This is a genomic window from Herbaspirillum sp. GW822-FHT03A08, from assembly GCF_058801885.1.
The window spans coordinates 45,720-65,051 of the sequence record NZ_JBXANR010000008.1 but is presented as its reverse complement, the minus strand read 5'-3'; the positions used below and the strand labels follow the sequence as shown (position 1 = coordinate 65,051).

15 protein-coding genes are annotated in these 19,332 nt (G+C 58.3%); 12 read left to right on the top strand and 3 right to left on the bottom strand.

Features of this window, described 5'->3' with window-relative positions; all coding sequences use genetic code 11:
• The first annotated feature begins 229 nt into the window (after window positions 1-229).
• The gene (gene zwf / locus AC1RN6_RS22470) at window positions 230-1,705 is read left to right on the top strand and encodes a glucose-6-phosphate dehydrogenase (protein ID WP_493007687.1); all 1,476 of its coding nucleotides are present in this window, start codon (window positions 230-232) and stop codon (window positions 1,703-1,705) included.
• Window positions 1,706-1,859: 154 nt separating this feature from the next.
• Window positions 1,860-3,821: a glucokinase gene (locus tag AC1RN6_RS22465; RefSeq protein ID WP_493007686.1), complete on the top strand. Its 1,962-nt coding sequence runs from the start codon at window positions 1,860-1,862 to the stop codon at window positions 3,819-3,821.
• Window positions 3,822-4,091: 270 nt separating this feature from the next.
• On the opposite strand, the gene AC1RN6_RS22460 is transcribed toward AC1RN6_RS22465, so the two are convergent.
• Window positions 4,092-5,015 carry a LysR family transcriptional regulator gene (locus AC1RN6_RS22460; RefSeq protein ID WP_493007685.1) on the bottom strand — a complete coding sequence of 308 codons (924 nt, stop codon included), beginning with the start codon at window positions 5,013-5,015 and terminating at the stop codon, window positions 4,092-4,094.
• Between the two features lie 217 nt (window positions 5,016-5,232).
• Here AC1RN6_RS22460 and AC1RN6_RS22455 point away from each other — a divergent pair, with 217 nt between their 5' ends.
• The 7 genes from AC1RN6_RS22455 (at window position 5,233) to AC1RN6_RS22425 (ending at window position 12,474) form a co-directional block, all read left to right on the top strand.
• Window positions 5,233-6,336, top strand: coding sequence for a porin (locus AC1RN6_RS22455; protein ID WP_493007837.1), 1,104 nt, complete (start codon window positions 5,233-5,235; stop codon window positions 6,334-6,336).
• A 101-nt stretch (window positions 6,337-6,437) separates the two neighbouring features.
• Window positions 6,438-7,457, top strand: a complete 1,020-nt coding sequence (locus tag AC1RN6_RS22450) for an ABC transporter substrate-binding protein (RefSeq protein WP_493007836.1) — start codon at window positions 6,438-6,440, stop codon at window positions 7,455-7,457.
• A gap of 124 nt (window positions 7,458-7,581) precedes the next feature.
• A complete protein-coding gene (locus AC1RN6_RS22445) occupies window positions 7,582-8,442 on the top strand; it encodes an ABC transporter permease (protein WP_493007684.1) in 861 nt (286 codons plus the stop codon).
• Window positions 8,439-9,218 (top strand): ABC transporter permease, encoded by a 780-nt coding sequence (locus AC1RN6_RS22440; protein ID WP_493007683.1) that lies wholly within the window; start codon window positions 8,439-8,441, stop codon window positions 9,216-9,218. Before AC1RN6_RS22445 ends, AC1RN6_RS22440 begins: the two co-directional genes overlap by 4 nt.
• A 14-nt stretch (window positions 9,219-9,232) precedes the next feature.
• Window positions 9,233-10,249: an ABC transporter ATP-binding protein gene (locus AC1RN6_RS22435; RefSeq protein WP_493007682.1), complete on the top strand. Its 1,017-nt coding sequence runs from the start codon at window positions 9,233-9,235 to the stop codon at window positions 10,247-10,249.
• Window positions 10,250-10,310: 61 nt separating this feature from the next.
• Window positions 10,311-11,279 carry a nucleoside hydrolase gene (locus tag AC1RN6_RS22430; protein ID WP_493007681.1) on the top strand — a complete coding sequence of 323 codons (969 nt, stop codon included), beginning with the start codon at window positions 10,311-10,313 and terminating at the stop codon, window positions 11,277-11,279.
• A gap of 127 nt (window positions 11,280-11,406) precedes the next feature.
• Window positions 11,407-12,474 (top strand): adenosine deaminase family protein, encoded by a 1,068-nt coding sequence (locus AC1RN6_RS22425; protein WP_493007680.1) that lies wholly within the window; start codon window positions 11,407-11,409, stop codon window positions 12,472-12,474.
• Window positions 12,475-12,749: 275 nt separating this feature from the next.
• On the opposite strand, the gene AC1RN6_RS22420 is transcribed toward AC1RN6_RS22425, so the two are convergent.
• Entirely contained in the window at window positions 12,750-13,874 is a 1,125-nt protein-coding gene (locus tag AC1RN6_RS22420; protein ID WP_493007679.1) for a porin, read from the bottom strand.
• Between the two features lie 538 nt (window positions 13,875-14,412).
• A complete protein-coding gene (locus AC1RN6_RS22415; protein ID WP_493007678.1) occupies window positions 14,413-15,132 on the bottom strand; it encodes a GntR family transcriptional regulator in 720 nt (239 codons plus the stop codon).
• A 652-nt stretch (window positions 15,133-15,784) separates the two neighbouring features.
• Between AC1RN6_RS22415 and AC1RN6_RS22410 the strand changes: the two genes are divergently transcribed.
• The 3 genes from AC1RN6_RS22410 to AC1RN6_RS22400 all read left to right on the top strand — a co-directional run bounded on the left by AC1RN6_RS22410 (window position 15,785) and on the right by AC1RN6_RS22400 (window position 19,304).
• Entirely contained in the window at window positions 15,785-16,870 is a 1,086-nt protein-coding gene (locus tag AC1RN6_RS22410; RefSeq protein WP_493007677.1) for a porin, read from the top strand.
• Between the two features lie 147 nt (window positions 16,871-17,017).
• Window positions 17,018-18,196: an ABC transporter substrate-binding protein gene (locus tag AC1RN6_RS22405; protein ID WP_493007676.1), complete on the top strand. Its 1,179-nt coding sequence runs from the start codon at window positions 17,018-17,020 to the stop codon at window positions 18,194-18,196.
• A 241-nt stretch (window positions 18,197-18,437) separates the two neighbouring features.
• Window positions 18,438-19,304, top strand: a complete 867-nt coding sequence (locus AC1RN6_RS22400; protein WP_493007675.1) for a branched-chain amino acid ABC transporter permease — start codon at window positions 18,438-18,440, stop codon at window positions 19,302-19,304.
• Window positions 19,305-19,332 lie beyond the last annotated feature (28 nt).

The window sequence follows — 19,332 nt, the reverse complement described above, 5'->3', positions numbered from 1 at the left end:
AAATTGCCGGCGACTTGCATCGCGGCAAGGTCAGCGTTCCCGGGGGAGAGAACTTGCTACTGGTTGGCGGTGCCTTGCTGACACTCTTTGCCGGTTCACTTTACTTAAACTACAAAAACTGCCTCAATAAAATTTAATTATTAGGGCGAACTCCCGTCGCTCGCTTGTAATTGTAGTAATGCTACAGTAACATTGCAATATAAGTTTTGTTTAATTACATAGAAATTACATGCACGTCATTCAAGAAGAAGAGACTTTGTTCAATTTCGTCCTGTTTGGAGCGACAGGCGATCTGGCAATGCGCAAGATTATTCCGGCGCTGTTCTCCGCGCATCTTGACGGTAAATTGCATCAACACGGTCGCATCATTTGCGTTTCCAATCAGCAACTGAGTCAGGACGCCTATCTTGACTGGGCGCACACCCAGGCCGGCGCCCATGTCAGCGAAGGTGTTGCCGGTGAGAACGCAAAAAAATGGCAAAGTTTTCTTGAACGGATCACCTACGTCGTGCTGGACGCCACCAACGCCGCCGACTACGCCCTGCTGGGACAGCAACTGAATAGCGACGCCGTCACGGTGTTTTATCTGGCGACTTCGCCCAAGCTGTTTGAGCCGATCTGCAATCATCTGGCGGCCAGCAGCATCTCTCTCGGCAACGCCCGCGTCGTGCTGGAAAAGCCGCTGGGCCACGATCTGCAATCCTCACGCGCGATCAACGACGCCGTGGCGCGTGTCTTCGCGGAAGACCAGATTTATCGTATCGATCACTATTTAGGCAAGGAGTCGGTCCAGAACCTGCTGGCGCTGCGCTTTGCCAACAGCCTGTTCGAACCGCTGTGGCGGCGCGAGTCGATTGAACACGTGCAACTGACCATCGCCGAGCAGCTCGGCGTGGAAGGCCGCGGCGAGTTCTACGACGGCACCGGCGCCCTGCGCGACATGGTGCAGAACCATTTGCTGCAGCTGTTATGCATGGTCGCGATGGAACCTCCGACCTCGCTTGATGCCAACGCTATACGGGATGAAAAAGTTCGCGTGCTGCGCGCCCTGAAACCGTTCAGCCGCGACGACCTGGAATCACACGCCGTGCGCGGCCAGTACGCCGCTGGTGCAGTGCGCGGCCAGCCGGTCGTCGGCTACCACCAGGAAGCAGGCATCCCGAAGCAATCCAAGACGGAAAGCTTTATCGCCCTGCACGCTGAAATCAACAACTGGCGCTGGGCCGGCGTGCCGTTTTTCTTGCGTACCGGCAAGCGCCTGGCGGAACGCACCGCGGAAATCGTGATTACCTTCCGTCCGATTCCGCACGCGATCCTGCCGATGCCGAGCGGCATCCCGACCAGCAACCGCCTGGTGATCCGCTTGCAGCCGGAAGAATCGATACAGTTGCATTGCTTTGCCAAAGAACCCGGCGACGGCATGGCGATCCAGCCGGTGGCGCTGGATCTGGCCTTTGACCAGGCGTTCAAGCAAAAGCGAGCCGATGCCTATGAGCGTCTGCTGCTGGATGTGATCCGGGGAAATCTGTCGCTGTTTGTGCGGCGTGACGAGCAAGAGGCCGCCTGGCGCTGGGTGGAGCCGCTGCTCAATCACTGGCAGAGCACCTCGGCCGCACCGAAATCGTATTTGGCTGGAAGTTGGGGACCCAGTGCATCGTCGGCAATGATGTCGCGCGCCGGCGCGCACTGGCCAGAAGACCGGTGATCGAACGGGTAAAGCAGTCACGCCGGCATGATCAGGCGTTGCAGCCTTACCAAAACGGATTTGCGCAAAGCGAGCTACTATACGCCACTGCGATCTGCAACCGTTCAGAATCACCGATAACGCATAACCGTTTTTATTCGGAAAGTTTTACTACATGTCTTCAGCATCGCTCATACATGGCAGTTACAATTCGTCGAACACCTTCATGGATGGTCCGCGCTTGTTGGCTGATATCGGCGGCACCAATGCCCGCTTTGCGCTGGAACGCGCGCCCGGGCAGATAGACACCATCCAGACACTGCGTTGCGCCGATTACCCGGAGTTTTCGCAGGCCGTCAAAGCCTATCTGGCGACCAACGATCATCCCGCGATTCACCACGCAGCCATCGCCATCGCCAATCCGGTGCAGGGCGACCAGATCAAGATGACCAATCACCACTGGGCGTTTTCGATTGAAGAGACGCGCAAGCTGCTCGGTCTCGATACGCTGCTGGTGGTCAATGACTTCACCGCGCTGTCGATGGCCTTGCCGCATCTGGAACAGTCGCACTGCATACAGATCGGCGGCGGCCAAGGACTGGAAGGCGGCGTGATCGGCCTGGTCGGCGCCGGCACCGGCCTCGGCGTGGGCGGTCTGATCCCGAGCGAGGGCCGTTGGATTGCGCTGGGCAGCGAAGGCGGTCACGTCTCGTTCTCGCCGGCCGATGAAAAAGAAGCGGCGATCCTGCAATATTGCTGGCGCACTTATAAACACGTCTCGGCCGAACGCCTGATCTCCGGCCCCGGCCTGGAAATGATTTACAGCGCCTTGTGCGAGATCAACAAGATCAAAAACGCCGAAGAACTGGCGGCGCCGCAGATCGTTGACCGCGCGCTGAACCAGAAAGACGCGCTGTGCCTGGAAGTGGTCGACTGCTTCTGCGGCATGCTCGGCACGCTGGCGTCCAACGTCGCCGTCACGCTGGGTACGCTGGGCGGGATTTATATCGGCGGCGGCGTGGTGCCGCATCTGGGTGATTATTTCGCGAACTCGGCTTTCCGTGCGCGCTTCGAGAGCAAAGGGCGTTTCGACGCCTATATGCAAAAGATCCCGACTTACGTCATTACCGCGCCCTACCCGGCTTTCGTCGGCGTCGCCGCAATCCTGGCGGAACGTCTGGGCGGCGGCAATGCCGTGCCTTTCCTGGAACGCATCCGCAAGGCGCGCTCGCAATTCTCGCCGGCTGAGGAACGCGTCGCCAGCCTGATCCTGGCGCATCCGCGCGCCGTCATGAGCGAACCGATCTCGGAAATCGCCCGCCGCGCCAACGTCAGCCAGCCGACCGTGATCCGCTTCTGCCGCACGATGGGTTGCCAGGGCCTGGCCGACTTCAAGCTGAAACTCGCCTCGGGCGTCACCGGCACCGTGCCGGTCGCACACAGCCAGGTGCATGTCGGCGACTCGCCGCTGGACGTCGGCGTCAAGGTGGTCGACAACACCATCGCCGCCATGATGGAAGTGCGCGACAGCCTCAATGCGGACACGCTGAGCAAGGTCATCGAAGTGCTGAGCCACGCCACCCGCGTGGAGTTCTACGGCTTCGGCAGCTGCGGCCTGGTGGCCGAAGACGCGCAACAAAAGTTCTTCCGTCTCGGCATTCCATCGACCGCTTATACCGACCCGCAATTGCAGGAAGTGTCGGCATCGCTGCTGAAGAATACCGACGTCGCCGTGATCATCTCCAACTCAGGCCGCCTGCGCCATCTGGCCACCACGGTCGAGGTCGCGGTCAACTCCGGCGCGACTATCATCGCGCTGGCGCCGAGCAATTCGCAACTGGCCAAGCGCGCCGACTTCACCTTGGCGGTCGAGCACGATGAAGGCAGCACCATGCACATTCCGATGGTGTCGCGCATCCTGCTGCTGCTGCTGGTCGATGTGCTGGCGGTCGGCGTGTCGCTGAACCGTTCCAGCCCGTTCGCCGAACTGCAGCGCCAGGCCAAGCGCGGCATCCTGGCGCACATCGCCTCGACGCATGACGTGATCGGCGACAAGGTGTCGGCGGCGGATGACCACTCTGCCGATCGCCATGGCGAAGAAGGCGGCAAACCCAATCTGATCTCGCATACCAAGTAAGCGGGCGCATCGTTTCATCGGCGGAGACAAGGAAGGCAGACGAAACAATAAGCCTTCTGCATAAAAGACAACCGGCAAGACCTTTGGGTCTTGCCGGTTTTTCTTTGCACCTTGCCAGCTTGATGCAAAAGATTGTTTCGCCGTCGTCCTGACGAAAGTCAGGACCCAGTGTCGTATCAACGGTTGTCACGCCACTGGGTCCCAGCGTTCGCTGGGACGACGGTGAATTATGAAAGACGGTAATAAATTTAATCAAACGGCATCAGCCCCTCAGAACCAATGATTGGCCTGCTTGAGGTCGTCGCGCAACTCGCGGAAGCAGTGATCGGTCCATTCGCTGCGACTCACTTCATTACGCCGCATCAGCACGATCTTGCGCTTGAGCGTAGGAAAGCGCAGCGGCGCGACGTGCAGCGTATCGTCGCGCAGATAGCTGGTATACAGGCTCGGCATGATGCCGATGGCGATGCCCGAGCGCACCACGCCGTACAGCGACTCGCTGTGCACCACCTGATAGCGCTTGGATGACGACAAGCCATGCTGCAGCAAAGCCGCCGAGGCGAACTCCCACACGCTGCCCTGAGTAAATAACACAATCTCCTCGCCCGCCATCTGCCGCCAGTGCACTTCCTTGGAGCCGGCCAGCGCATGCTCACGCGACACGATCAGCACCAGTTCGTCCTCGAACAGCGTGACGGTATCGAGCGACGCGGCATCCGGATCGGGCGGCTTGATGCCGACGCAAAAATCCAGCTTACCGGTGTGCAAGGCCGCCAGCAGCGCATCGTTGGGCATGTCCGACAACATGATTTCCACATGCTCGTCATGAGCAGCGTTGTAGCGCGCGATCACGGCCGCGGTCAGCGTGACAGCGGATGGAATCGCGCCGATACGGATGCGATGGCGCCCGGTTCCGATCACGTGCTGGATATCGTTGAAGGTATTGGCGGCAGTATTGAGCAGGTGTTTGGCGTATTCCAGCACCACCGCGCCCTGCGCGGTCAGACCGATCTGGTGCGTGGTGCGGTCGAACAGCTTGGTGCCTAGCTGGTTTTCCAGCTGCTTGATGGAGGCGCTGAGCGCCGGCTGCGTCACAGACAGTTCTTCCGCCGCCTTGCTGAAACTGTTGGTAGAAGCCAACGTCGCCAGCGCCTGCAGATGGCGCAAGGTAACCTTGTTATTGAGCTTGATCATGGCAATGGCCCGCTTTCGCCCGCCCCGTGCGCGTTACATCAGGGATACGCACAGAATGGTTATAAGTTAAATTTATGAAATTATAAAAATAAACAAATTATATTATTTATCTAATTATCATATTCTGCATCCCGGTGGCATAACGCCTAAAACGTATCTTTTATTTTCTCGGGCTCTGCGCCCGATTTCCGGGGGGATGGTGATGATGAAGCAATGGATGATCGGCACGGTGGCAATTCCAGCGTTGCTGGCAGGTGCTCAGGCACAGGCGCAGAGCAAGGTGGAAATTTATGGTTTGATCTCCGGCGGCGTCGGCTATCTGAGCAATCAGGGCGGCCCGCACAATCTGGAAGCCCTGAGCGGCACCAACCAGAATCCACGCATCGGTTTCCGCGGCCAGGAAGACCTCGGCGGCGGATCGAAGGCGATCTTCAATCTGGAAAACGGCTTCAACATGATGAACGGCACCGCCTCTCAGAACGGCCGTCTGTTCGGACGCCTGTCCTACGTCGGCCTCAGCAGCAACAGCATGGGTACGCTGACCGTAGGCCGCCAGTACGAAGCCGTCAAAGACTATCTCGGCCCGGTGGTGATCGCCAGTAACGGTGTGCATATCGGCGACAACGACAACGGCTACAACAACCTGCGCGCACAAAATTCGGTCAAGTACATCAGCCCGACCTTCAACAACTTCAACGTCACCGCGCTGTACGGCTTCGGCGAAGTTGCGGGCGATAGCAGCATCAACCGCGTCATGAGCATCGGTTCCGGCTACAAGAGCGAGCGCTTCAAGTGGGCCGTGGCCTACACCCAGATGGATACGCCCAACAGCGCCCAGAGCCCTGACGGCGCGATGTCCAACGACTACGCCAGTTCGCTGCTGATCTTCAACAAGAGCGCCGTCCACAGCACCGTCGGCGTGCAAAAGCAACGTATCCTCGGCACCGGCGGCTTTTACACCGTGGGCAATACCGACTTCGGCCTGATGTACAGCAACGTCAAATACGACTACCTGGACAACACCAAGCTGACGCTGCAGAACCTGGACCTGAACCTGGTGCACCACATGACGCCGGCGCTGAACCTGGGCGCGTCCTACTTCTACACCGTCGGCAAGTACGACACCATCAACACCAATCCGAAGTGGCATCAGGTCAACTTCCAGGCGGATTACTTCCTGTCCAAGCGCACTGACGTAGCCATCACCTACAGTTACCAGATCGCTGCAGGCGACGCCAAGAACGCCACCATCTTCGGCTTCCCATCGTCGAGCGACAAGCATCAGGGCGTCCTGATGCTGGGCATGCGTCACGTATTTTAAGTAAGACCCGGGCCTGTCTTCCCATGGACAGGCCTAAAATAGGCATCGCATCTGATTATGTCTAAAGGAAATCTATTTTGAAAAAAGCAAGTTTGGCGGGCATGCTTGCCCTGCTCGGTACGGGCCTGCTCACCCTGGCAGTCTCCCCAGCCCATGCCGAGAAACGTACGTTGGTATTGTCCGCCTACCCGATCGCACAGCCGCTGTTCAACAAGTACGTGTATGCGCCGTTCAAGGAAAAATGCGGCTGTGAAATCGTGGTCGAAACCGGCAACAACGCCGACCGTATCGCCAAGCTGGATGCGCGCCGCGACAATCCGGTGGTCGATCTGGTGCTGTTGTCGGACTTCGGCATGCTGGAAGCGTCGCGCAAGGGGCTGATCCAGCCGCTCGACTACAGCAAGCTCAAGAACTACAGCCAGATCTATCCGTTCGCGCGCAATCCCATCGGCGGCAACTACGCCGTCGGCTACACCATTTACTCGGTCGGTCTGGTGTATCGCACCGACAAGATCAAGTCGCTGACCTCGTGGAAAGATCTGTGGCGCGACGACATGAAGGGCCGCATTGCGCTGCCCGACGTCAGCACCACGCAAGGTCCGCTGGCGCTGCAAATGGCAGATATCGCCTGGGGCGGCAAGACGGAAAACTTCAGCACCGGCATGCAAAAGATCCTGGCCATCAAGAACAACGTGGTGACCTTCTCCAAGAACAGCGCGCAGTTGTCTTCACTGTTCGCGCAGGATGAAATCTGGGCTGCTCCGGTGGCGCGCTTCACCTGGGCGCAACTGATGAAGACCGGCATGCCGCTGAAATGGAGTATCCCGGCCGAAGGCCAGGCCGCCGGCATGAACGTGATGGGCATCGTCAACAAATCCAAAAACGCCGACCTGGCTTACCAGCTGATCGACTTCTGGCTGTCGAAAGAGGTGCAGACCGCACTGGCTATGGATCTGGTCGACTCGCCCGTGAACACCCAGGTGGTGCTGCCGAAAGACAAGGCCGAGTTCAACACGTACGGCGGCGAACACATTGCCTCGCTCAAGTTCGTCAAGCCGGAAACTTTGCTCAAGCACCGCTCCGCCTGGCTTGAACAGTGGAACAAGGGAATTAGCAAGTAGGCTGCAAATAAGCCGATGCCCTGAAGCTTCAAGCAACGCCCGGGATCGCGGCCACGCCATCCCGGGCTTGCGCATCTGACGCAGCAAACAAGTAGCAAATAGCAAGAAAACGGAGTCGCAACACATGGTTGCACATGATAAAAAACGCTTAGGCATCCTGCTGGTGACGCCGGCACTGATCTTCACGGTAGTCTGCTTCCTGCTGCCGGTGCTGGCCTTGTTGCTGGACGCCTTCCGCGTCGGCGGTCCCGATAGCGTCGATGGAGCAGCATTGCACTGGGGCGTGGATCGTTTCGTCGCCTTCTTCTCTGAACCGCTCAATCGCCAGGTCTTCATGCGCACCTTGCGCATTGCTGCTCTGGTGACGCTGTTCTCTGCCCTGCTGTCCTATCCGGCGGCACAAGCCATCGTGCGCGTGTCGCCACGCTATCGCGGCCTGGTGCTGGGCATGATGATCCTGCCGCTGATGGTGTCGCCGATTGCGCGTACCTATGCCTGGATCGTGCTGTTCGGCCGTAACGGCGCCATCAATTCCATCCTGTTGCACCTGGGCCTGGCCGATGAGCCGCAACGCCTGCTGTTCAGTGAAATGGCGGTGTTCGTCGGCCTGCTGCAATTGCTGCTGCCGCTGATGCTGATGTCGCTGGTCAGCTCGATGGAAAATCTCTCGCGCGACATCACGCTGGCGGCGTCCACGCTCGGCGCCAATACCTGGCAGGTATTCACCCGCGTCACGCTGCCCTTGACGCAGGAAGGCCTGATCGTCGGCGGCACGCTGGTGTTCACCGGTTGCGTCACCGCTTATGTCACGCCGGCACTGCTGGGCGGCCCCAAGGTGTTGATGCTGGAAACCCTGCTGTATCAAAAAGTCAGCGTCGAAAGCGATTTCGGCACCGCCAATGTGATCGCGGTCATCCTGGTTGCCATGACGCTCGCCGTCAACGCCGGATTGAAACGCATCTCTTCCAGCCGGAGCTCCACATGAAAGAAGGTTTATTTTCCCGCGCCATCCTGTGGCTGGTTTTCCTGTTCCTGCTGGGACCGTTCATCATCGTCTTTCTGGCCGGCTTCAGCGCCGGTGAAACACTGGCGTTTCCGCCGACATCGTATTCGCTGCGCTGGATCTTTGAAGTGCTGGCGGCGGAGGAATTCCAGCGCGCCTTCCAGACCAGCCTTGAAATCGGCTTGCTGGCGACCGTGATTGCCTTGCTGCTCGGCGTGCCGGTGGCCTACGCCATGTCGCGCATGCCGCCGCCGGGCATGGGTGCGATCAAACAAATTCTGACCTCGCCGCTGATCGTTCCGGCGATGCTGGTGGGTCTGGGTCTGCTGCGCCATTTCGTGCTGCTGGTGGATGCGCCGGTGTTCCTCGGCTTGCTGGTCGGCCATATCGGTTTGCTCACACCCTATGCAGTGCGGGTGGTGTACGCCAGCCTGGTCAACCTGCGCGTCGATATCGAAGAAGCCGCGATCACGCTGGGCGCCTCGCGCGCACAGACCTTTTTCCTGATCGTGCTGCCGAATATCCGCAGCGCCGTCATTGCCGCCTTCTTCCTGGCCTTCGTCACTTCGTTCAACCAGGTACCCGTGTCGCTGTTCCTGACCGGCCCCGGCATCAGCACTTTGCCGATCGAGATGCTAGGCCATATGGAAAACAGTTTCGATCCTTCGATCGCCGCCCTGTCGACCTTGCTGGTCTTGTTCACCATGGCCTTTGTGCTGGTGACCGAGAAGGTGCTGGGAATTTCAAAATACATGTGAGACGCGAGAGCACGATGAGTTATCTTGAACTGCGCCAACTGGCGCTGGGTTACGGCAAAAGCAATGCCGCCGTAGAAAATCTGGACCTGTCGGTCGAACAGGGCGAACTGATTTCTCTGCTCGGCCCGAGCGGTTGCGGCAAGACCACCACCATGCGCGCCATCGCCGGCCTGATCGACCTGCGCGCCGGCAGCATCACGCTGGACGGCCGCGACATCGGCCGCCTGCCGCCCAACAAACGCAATATCGGCATGGTGTTCCAGTCATATGCCTTGTTCCCGCATCTGAACGTGTTCGACAACGTCGCCTTCGGCCTGCGCCTGCGCAAGGTCGACGACAAGACGCTGCGCGCGAAAGTGGAAAAGGTCATCGCCGCCGTCGGCCTGGCCGGTTTCGAATCCCGTCTTCCGGCGCAGATGTCGGGCGGCCAGCAGCAGCGCGTCGCACTGGCGCGCGCCATCGTCATCGAACCCAAACTGCTGTTGCTGGACGAGCCGCTGTCCAACCTCGACGCCAAACTGCGCGTGCAGATGCGTGCAGAGTTGCGCCGCATTCAGCGCGAACTCGGCATCACCATGCTGTACGTCACCCACGACCAGGAAGAAGCGCTGGCGCTGTCGGACCGCATCGTCGTCATGAACGCCGGCAAGATCGAACAAATGGATGCGCCGGAAAACCTGTTCCGCCAACCGCGCACCCGCTTCGTCGCCAACTTCATGGGCTTTGAAAACATCTTCGGCTATCGCGACGGCAACTTGCAGGGCAACGGCCAGCAGTTGCCGTTCAACGCGTCCGTGCCGGCCGGCACCGCCTGCATCGGCTGGCGTCCGGAGCGCGTGATTGTCGGCATCGGCACCTACATGGGCACCGTGTTGTCGCGCGGCTTCCTCGGCGACTCGGTCGAATATCTGCTGCAAACCCCGCTGGGCGAAGTCAAAGGCTTTGCCGAAGCGCGCTTTGCGACATGGCGCGAAGGAGACACGGTCTTGTTCGATCTGCCGCCTGACAGCGCCTTGTTTTTGCCGGCCTAAAGCAACAAAAATACAGAACAAGAACAGAGCAGTAAAAAGCACACGCAAGAAAGAACACAACATGCAAAAAATCTGGCTGGATACCGATCCCGGCTTCGACGACTGGCTCGCGATGCTGATGCTGTCGGCCAATCTCGACGTGCAATGGCTGGGCGTCTCGGTCGTCGCCGGCAACGCACCGCTGGCGACGACATACGACAATGCCTTGCGCATCAAGAAGCACTATCACCTCGACGTGCCCGTCTACGCAGGCTGCGACGCCCCGCTGGCAGGCGCACAGGAAACCGCGCAATGCATTCTCGGCAATGAGGGCATGGCAACCACCGGCGAGGCTTTGCCGACCGTCGACATCCGCCAGTCGGAAGCAGAACAAGAAGCGCGCGAGCAACGCAGCCCGCTGCCGCATGCGGTCGATGCCCTGATTGAAGCGGTACGCAAACATCCGGGCGAACTGACGCTGATGTGCATCGCACCGATGACCAACATCGCCACCGCTCTGCAGCGCGCGCCGGACATCGCCGCGCAGATCAGGGAAATCATTCTCATGGGCGGCTCGGCCGACCAGGGCAATCACACCGCCGCTGCAGAATTCAACATCTTTGCCGATCCGGAAGCGGCCGACATCGTCTTCAATGCCGGCATCCCCTTGCGCATGTTCGGCCTGAACCTGTGCCGCCAGTTGCTGGTGACCTCCGCCGAAGTACAGCAAGTGCGCGCACTCGGCACGCCGCGTGCCAAATGGCTGGCGGGATATTTCGATGCCTATCTGCGCATTCGCAGCGCCGACGGTTCGGTGCCGATGCCGATGTACGATCCGGCAGTGGCGATTTATCTGCGCCGTCCGGAGTTGTTTTCCTTCAAGCCGGCACGGGTGGACATTGAAGTGCAAGGCCGCCTGACACGCGGCATGACGGTGTGCGAATTCCGCGTGCCGCGCCGCGCCGAAGCCAATACCGAAGTCGCCATGACCGTCGACGGCCCGCGCGCCATGGAATGCATGATGCAGGAATTGCTGGGCACGCTGTCGTAGTTCACTCCCGGCCACGCGCAAACAGAAAAACAGCAGCAGAACAGAATGGATTCAGGTTTTATGAAAGCAGTTGATTCATCCGTCATCGCCAAGCTCTCCGTGATTTTTGCAACTGAGGGGGCGCGCCATGCATAGCGACAACACAACGCCACTGAGCCTGGAACAATTCGTGCGCGCCATGCCGAAGATGGAATTGCATTGCCATCTGTTCGGCGCGGTGCGCAGACAGACCTTCATCGACTTATCGGAGAAATCAGGCAATCGCGTCTCCCGCGAGGAAATCGATGCCTTCTATACCCGCGGCGAAAAGCCGGTCGGCGTGCTGCGCGTATTGCGCGCACTGGACGCGCATCTGATTCAGAGTCCGACCGACTTGCATCGCATCACTTACGAATATCTGGAAGACCTGCACAGTCACGGCGTGCTCTATACCGAATTTTTCTGGAATCCGACCGGTACGGTGCGCGTGTCCGGCATCAGCTACGCCTCGGCGCAGGCGGCGATTGTGCTGGCGATTCGCGAGGCGCAGCGGGACTTCGGCGTCATCGGGCGTCTGATCCCCAGCATCGACCGCGAAGCGGATCCCTTGGAAGCAGTCGCCATGGTGCGATGGATGGCCGAACATCGCCAGCCGGAAGTCATCGGCATCGGCATGGACTATCGTGAAAACGATCGTCCGCCGGAACTGTTCCTGCAGGCCTATCGCGATGCGCAGGCCGCCGGTTTCAGGACCACCGCGCACGCCGGCGAATTCGGCATGCCCTGGGTCAATGTGGAAACGGCAGTCGAACGACTGAAAGTCGACCGCGTCGATCACGGCTACACCATCGTTGATAATCCCGCGTACATGCAAGAGTGCATCGCTAAAGACATCATCTTCACCGTGGTGCCGACCAATTCCTACTACCTTCGCACCCTGCCGCCGGAGCGCTGGGCACAAGATCACCCGATTCGCGCGATGGTCAACGCCGGCGTGCGCGTGCATCCCAACACCGACGATCCGACGCTGCATCTGGTGACGCCGACACGCGCCTGGCTGATGATGACGGAGTTCGGTTTCGGCGTGGACGACATGCGCAACTTCATGCTCAACGGCCTTGATGCAGCCTGGATCAGCGACGACCAGCGCGACCACTGGCGCACCGAATGGACGGCATCTTTCGACGCCCTGCGTGACAGGCTAACTACCGACTAACTCCGGACCGGCTGTGCAATAAGAATGGTGCGATGGTGAAAATGCGGCGGACATAAAAAAGCCCGCTCAACATCGAACGGGCCAAGAGGGGGAGTTCCTCAGGATGTCACTACACCTACGACTACTCTGCGTTACGTGTGCCGCCCGACTAAAGTACAGCACGTTTGCTGCAGACCCGCGCAGGATGCCCCTGCCGCGACTATTAACGACAGAATCATGCCCGCGAGGACGGTGCCGGGGTCGCGGGACCCCGGGCTTGTCTTACATGAGAACGATTAGAACGAGTGGCTGACGCCGAAGTACAAGGCGTTCATGTTCTGACCGACAGCACCGCCGTTGGTACCGTATTCGACCGAGAAGTCCGAAGTCGAGCTGTTGCGGATCGTACCGACGGTTGCGTACAGCAATGTACGTTTGGACAGGCTGTAGTTACCGCCCAGAACAAACAGGTTGGCGCTACCGACGCCAGCATTGACGTTCACGTGATAGGCGGCACCGATCAAGGTCAAAGCAGGCGTGATCTGATAGTTCGCACCCAGCCAGTAGTGGTTGGCACGGTCCGGTGAACCTGTCGCTACAGAATTCGCACGCAGATTTTCATAGCCGGCGAACAGCTTCAGTTTGTCGATGGTCACAGTGCCGCCGAGTGTCAGCTCTTTCGAGGAAGCAAACAATGACGAGTACTGACCGTTGGTGTCGCGTTGCACGTCATAGATAGCGCGCAGTTCATAGTTCGGTTGCACGAAGGCCAGCGAAATACCATCACGGCTGCCATTGTTCGACACGACGCCTGGTGCAGTCGCCACACCCTTGGTGAACGAACCTGCAGCTTCGCCGAAACCATGCATCACAGTTGCAGTGAAGCCACCTAAGTTTGGCGACTCATAGCTGACCATGTTGTTGGTTTGCGGCCAATTGCGTTCCTTGACCAGCGTTGCTGTACTCAGCGCTTGTTGACCAGTTGGATCCAGCGCCCAGATCGGATCGCTTTGGATCGCCAGGTCTTTACCCATCTTCAGGGTACCCGCAGAACCGCTCAGGCCTACGAAAGAACGACGTGTCCACAAACCGGTGTTGCCGTTGACTTGTCCGTTCGATGCGTCAAATCCGCTTTCCAGTGTAAACAGTGCTTTCAGACCGCCGCCCAGATCTTCATTGCCTTTGAAGCCGAACATGCTGGTGCCCCACTCATTGCCGTCAACGCCCCATTTGCTACCGCGCGAAACAACTGCGCCAGTGGCATCACGTTGAGTGAAGTTGCTTTGATAGTTAACACCAGCATCAATACGACCATAGATGGTCACATTTGTCTGCGCCTGAACGGCAGCGGATGCGCATGCCAGAACGGCTGCAACAGCGAGTGGCTTCGCAATGAATGCGACTTTTGAAGCTTTTTTCATTTCATCTCCTAAATTTGCTTGTGGGACTTCCACTATTTTTCGAGCATTGCACCCGAATTCTTTTTTATGGGCATTGTTTCCGTACAGCCATGTAACGGTCCGTACTTCTTTTTGCCTCTCTACATTTTATGTAGTTTTACTAAAAATTTTATTTAATTCTACACATTAAAAATTTTATTTCCATCACTTTTTTACCTCAACTACAGTGATTCATTAGATTTAATGCGAATTACAACACTCTTTTCCTATGACGACAAATAATATGTGTACTAATGTTACAAGTAGCTTTGCTACTTGCAACTAGTTTTAAAACTACATTTGGACGTATTGGAAAGTTGTTCAGCAGAATGAAAGCTTGCTGTCAGGAATGGATTTGGAGAGAAAACTGTTTTGTTGCACAAAGGCAAGCACTGCGCCCTCTACCTACTTGTGAGAACGTCGGTGAAAAAACAAAGGGTTAGCAGAATCTGCTAACCCTCTTTCCTGCTGATGCAGCGACGACAACAAAATGCCGTCAGGAAAATACCCAGCCGGCAGCTCAGCGCACCGGAGCAAACAACTTGCCGAAATCGATTTCCGCCGGCTGCGTCGGCTCCGCCAGCAAACCCAGCGCATATTCGCCCAGATGATGTTCCATCAACCGCGCAGCCAGCGCCGGCTGACCTTGTTCGATCGCATCCAGGATAGCAATGTGCTCGTCGGCCGAGCAGCTATTGCGCTTGGGCGTTTCATAAAGGCCGATCAGCAATGAGGTGCGTGCGATCAGAGTACGCAGATAGCCGCTGACGATGTCATTCTGATTCACTTCGGCCAGCTTGATGTGAAATTCACCCGAAAGCCGGATCCAGTCGCGCCAGTTGCCGTCTTCGCGCAGAGCATGCTCTTTCTTGATCATCTCGCGCAGCTCGGCGAACGCCTTGCTCTTATTAGCTTGCTTGGCGGCCAGCCCCTTGACCGAACCGACCTCCAGAATGACGCGCGCCTCGAACACTTCGCGCGCTTCGCCGATGTCATGCAAGGCGATGATAGCGCCGCGGTTGGGCTGCAGTTCGATGACCCTCTCATGCGCCAGCTTGACGAAGACGCGCCGCAAGGTTCCGCGGGTGACGCCAAAGGCCTCGCACAATGGCGCTTCGACCAGACGCGTTCCTGGCGGAAGCTTGTGATCGAGGATGGCATCGATGATCGCCATATATATACGTGCATCGACGGCGTCGTTGCTCAACTCCCTGGCCTTTTCTGCTTTGGCTTCGCTCATTCCGCCTCCCGGCGGGCGGTAGAGAGATTGCCCATTGTGCTCAATCGACGCATAAATCGTAGAAAATATTTGTACATATGTTCACAGTATAAGTGCTTCCCTCCAGGCCTGCACGAGACAGCATACTCTGGGCACAGCCTTGCATAACGCCGCAGCAAGCATCACAAGGACAATACGCACCACATCCGAAACCCGCCTGCCCATCCGCACCATAATCTGGATGCAGCTCCCAAATTGTGCACAATCGTGACAAGAAGGTGCACAACGATGTTTTTTGTCAGCCTTCCGACAGCATCCGGTTGAAATTCTCCCGCGAGCAATATCCCACATCCTCTCTCGCATTTCTCCGTGAAAGCCTTTGTCCACGGCGCTTTTCACCACCAAAACAGAATCCTCTGGGTGCTCTGGCACGCTTTTCGCTTATTTCAAATTCCAAGATTGTGCACAATCCTAATTGAAATTGTATTCATCTGAACAAGACTCGCTGATGCCGGACAGTTGGCATCAGCCGGCGCGGCAGATATGCAGCACGCAATACAGGTACCTCAGCAATCCTCGTGACAACGCGTGAAAAGCTGGTCCGGCAGGGAATCGGGGTCGGGCCGATGTGACAAAACCTATTGAAAACATCAATCAAGAGAAGAAGGAAAACATGAGCACTTTCGTCAAATTCGGGGCAGCAGCCATCCTCACACTGGGCGCAAGCGGCGTCGCCTGCGCACAATCGAGCGTCACCGTCTCCGGCGTCATTGACACCGGCTTCGGCTACACCAGCAACGCCGGCAACGGTTCGCAAAACAAGATCGGTGCGCTCAACAGCATCCTGGGCGTGTCCAACGTCGGCTTCCGCGGCAAGGAAGATCTCGGTGGCGGCCTCAATGCGGTGTTCAACCTGCAAGCCGGCTTCAATCCGACCAACGGTTCTCAGTCGGCTACCGGCCAGCTGTTCTCGCGCAATTCGCTGGTCGGCCTGGAAAGCTCGTCCGGTGCGCTGACCGTCGGCAAGCAATGGAACTTCAACGATGACTGGCTGGTGGGCAGCGTGTTCAAGGGCGGCTACAACTCCGGAGCGATCTTCAAGTTCTCCGAGTTCGACGCGGTCAGCGAAATCTATAACAACACCATCAAGTACGTGTCGCCTGAAGTCGGCGGCTTCCAGGGCGGCGTGATGTACGGCTTCGGCGAAGCGGCAGGCAGCCTGCGCACCGGCCAGATGTACAACATCGCGGCCAAATACACGCAAGGACCGTTCTTCATCGGCCTGACTTTCGACCGCGAACAGGACGCCACCATCGGCCTCACCAACACCGGCAACGTGATGAAGCTGACCACCCTCGGCGCCAGCTACACCATCAACGCACTCAAACTGCGCCTGGGTGCAGCGCGCAGCGATGTCTCCGGCCCAGGCTCGTTCCAGTCGATCCCATCGCTGCCGACCGCACGCAAAGCCTATGCCGTGGAAGCCGGTGTCGACTACACCTTCACGCCTGCCTTCACCGGCTCGGCTGACGTGCTTTATCGCAAGAACACTACGCTCTCCAACAACACCAAGGTGTATCGCCTGCTCGGTATCTACAGCCTGTCCAAGCGCACCAGCCTGATCGCCAACCTGGCGTATCTGAGCAACGGCGACGGCGCCACCGAATCGCTGATCAGCACCAACTCGACCGCCATCGGCGGCGGTTACGCCAATCAGCATCAGACCGCGCTGGCGCTGGGCATTCGTCACACGTTCTGACCAGAGCCGCTGCACCTACGGCACATACAGATCGGAAGCGGCACGGCGTGATCCTTGCTTGATTCGCAGCTGACCTTTTATCTGAAAATTTTTGAATCGACTTTTCTGTTTTACATTTTTCAAACGGGAGTAATGATGAACAAACGCATGTCCTTGAAAACCCTGGCCGCATTGACGCTGACCATGTTCGCCGCCGTACCGGCAGCGTACGCCGCCGACAACGTTCTGAAGATCGGCGTCAACGGCGTCATGTCGGGCGCCGCTGCGTCGTGGGGCCTGGTCAACAAATACTGCGCCGAGACCACGGCCGAAATGTACAACGCCAAAGGCGGCGTCGACATCGGCGGCAAGAAATACAAAATCGAAATCGTCGCCCTCGACGACAAGAACGATCCGAAGATCTCCATCTCCAACGCCGAAAAACTCGCCAGCGACGGCGTCAAGTACATCATCGGACCGAACATCGACACCACCGCCATCGCCGTCAAGCCGGTGATGGAACGCGCCAAGGCGATGAACTTCCCGTACGCGTTCTCCAAGGAGCTGTACACGGCGCCTGCCAATGCATCGGTGCTCGGCATGGTGGCTTCGTATCAGGTCGGTCCGGTGGTCTACAAATACCTGATGGACAAGAAAGGCGTGAAGAGCATTTCCTTCGTCGCGCGTAACGAGTCCGACGCCAAGAACCAGCAGGAAGAAGGCGTGGCTGCAGCCAAGAGCCTGGGCCTGAAAGTGCTGGCCGACAAGGAAAGCTACGAGCCGGGCACCACCGATTTCATGCCGATCATGTCCAAGCTGGTACGCGCCAAACCTGACGCCATCGTGCTCTCGGGTGTCGCTCCATCGGATGCGCCGTTGCTGATCAAGGCTGCACGCGACCTCGGCTTCAAGGGCCAGTTGTCGACCGAGACAGGACAGGACGCCAAGATCCTCGAACAAGTCGCCGGTGAAAAAGCGGCAGGCTTCCTCTCCGTCGGCGGCGCATCGACGCCGGCAATTCAGTCCGACTACATGAAGCAATTCGTCGAGGTCTACAAGAAACGCGTCGGCGAATGGAATGACGAAGCCGGCACCAAGGCCTACGCACTGGAGCTGATCCTCGCTGTCTTGCAAAAGAATCCGAAGGCGCTGACCGACGTCGAGCAATTCCGCAAGGAGATGCCGTCGTTCAAGATGACCAATCCGTTCGTGAAGGACAAGACCACATTGCAATTCGTCGGCAAAAAGGATTTCGGCCGTCAGTCGCAGGTGGGCGTGCCGCTGGTGGTCAACGCCTATAAAGGCGGCGGCTTCGAAGCGGTCTACGTCGGCCAGGTGGCGAACTAAGCATGCAGTCGTAAAGCGCGTTGTTGTACCCCGCCACACGTTGTCCCGCGTGCGGCGGGTTTAGTAGAAGCAAAGCAGCAGGTAGTACCAGGTAGTAACAACCGGCGCACGGCCCCGCAACGAGACCATGAGCTGGTTGGCTGTAAAAATAGTCTGTCTCACCCATTGCCTGCACCGGCCTCCCTTCCGGTGTGGGCAATACCCCGACATTCATGCAACGACAGAGGATTCATCAACCGACATGCTGCAAATTCTCATCAACGGACTCATCCTGGGCTCAGCCTACGCGCTCATTGCGCTGGGACTGACCATGGTCTTCAGCATCATGCGCGTGGTCAATTTCGCCCACGGCCAGATGTACATGCTGGGCGGCTTCGTCATGTACTACCTGTACGGACAATTCGGCTTCCCGTTCTGGCTGGCGCTGCTGCTGGCGGGCGCGACGCTGGGCGTGATCGGCATGGCGTTCAACCGCTTCCTGTTCCAGCCGGTACTGGCGACTTCCAAGCGTGAAGAAAGCAGCATGCTGATGGCGGTCGGCACTGCCCTGCTGCTGGAAAACGTCGCCCTCTCGCTGTTCGGCGAAAAGCAGCGCGGCGTGCCGACGCTGATCGACGGCGTGCTGATCCTCAACGACGGCGATGCGTATCTGCCCTATTCCAATCTCGCGGTCGCCGCGATCTCGATCGGCTTCATCGTGGCGCTGCTGCTGTTCGTGCAATACACCAAACCCGGCCGCGCCCTGCGCGCCGTGGCGCAAGACAAGGAGGCCGCGCTGCTGCAAGGCGTCAACGTCAAGTTCATCACCACGCTGGGTTTCGCCATCGGCGCGGCGCTGGCCGGCATCGCCGGCGGCCTGCTGGTGACGCTGTACGGCGTCAACGCCGGCGTCGGCACCAACATTTCCACCAAGGCCTTCATCATGATCATGATCGGCGGCGCCGGCGTGACCTCGGGCGCGATCATCGGCGGCTTCGTGCTTGGCATGGCAGAAGCGGTCGGCTACGACCTGCTGCCGAGCAGCATGACCTACCTGCTGATCTTCGTCGCCATGATCGTGTTCCTGATCTTCAAACCGAACGGCCTGTTCGGCAAACCCTGGGGCTGATCATGACTGCACCTCTTAACGCTTTACT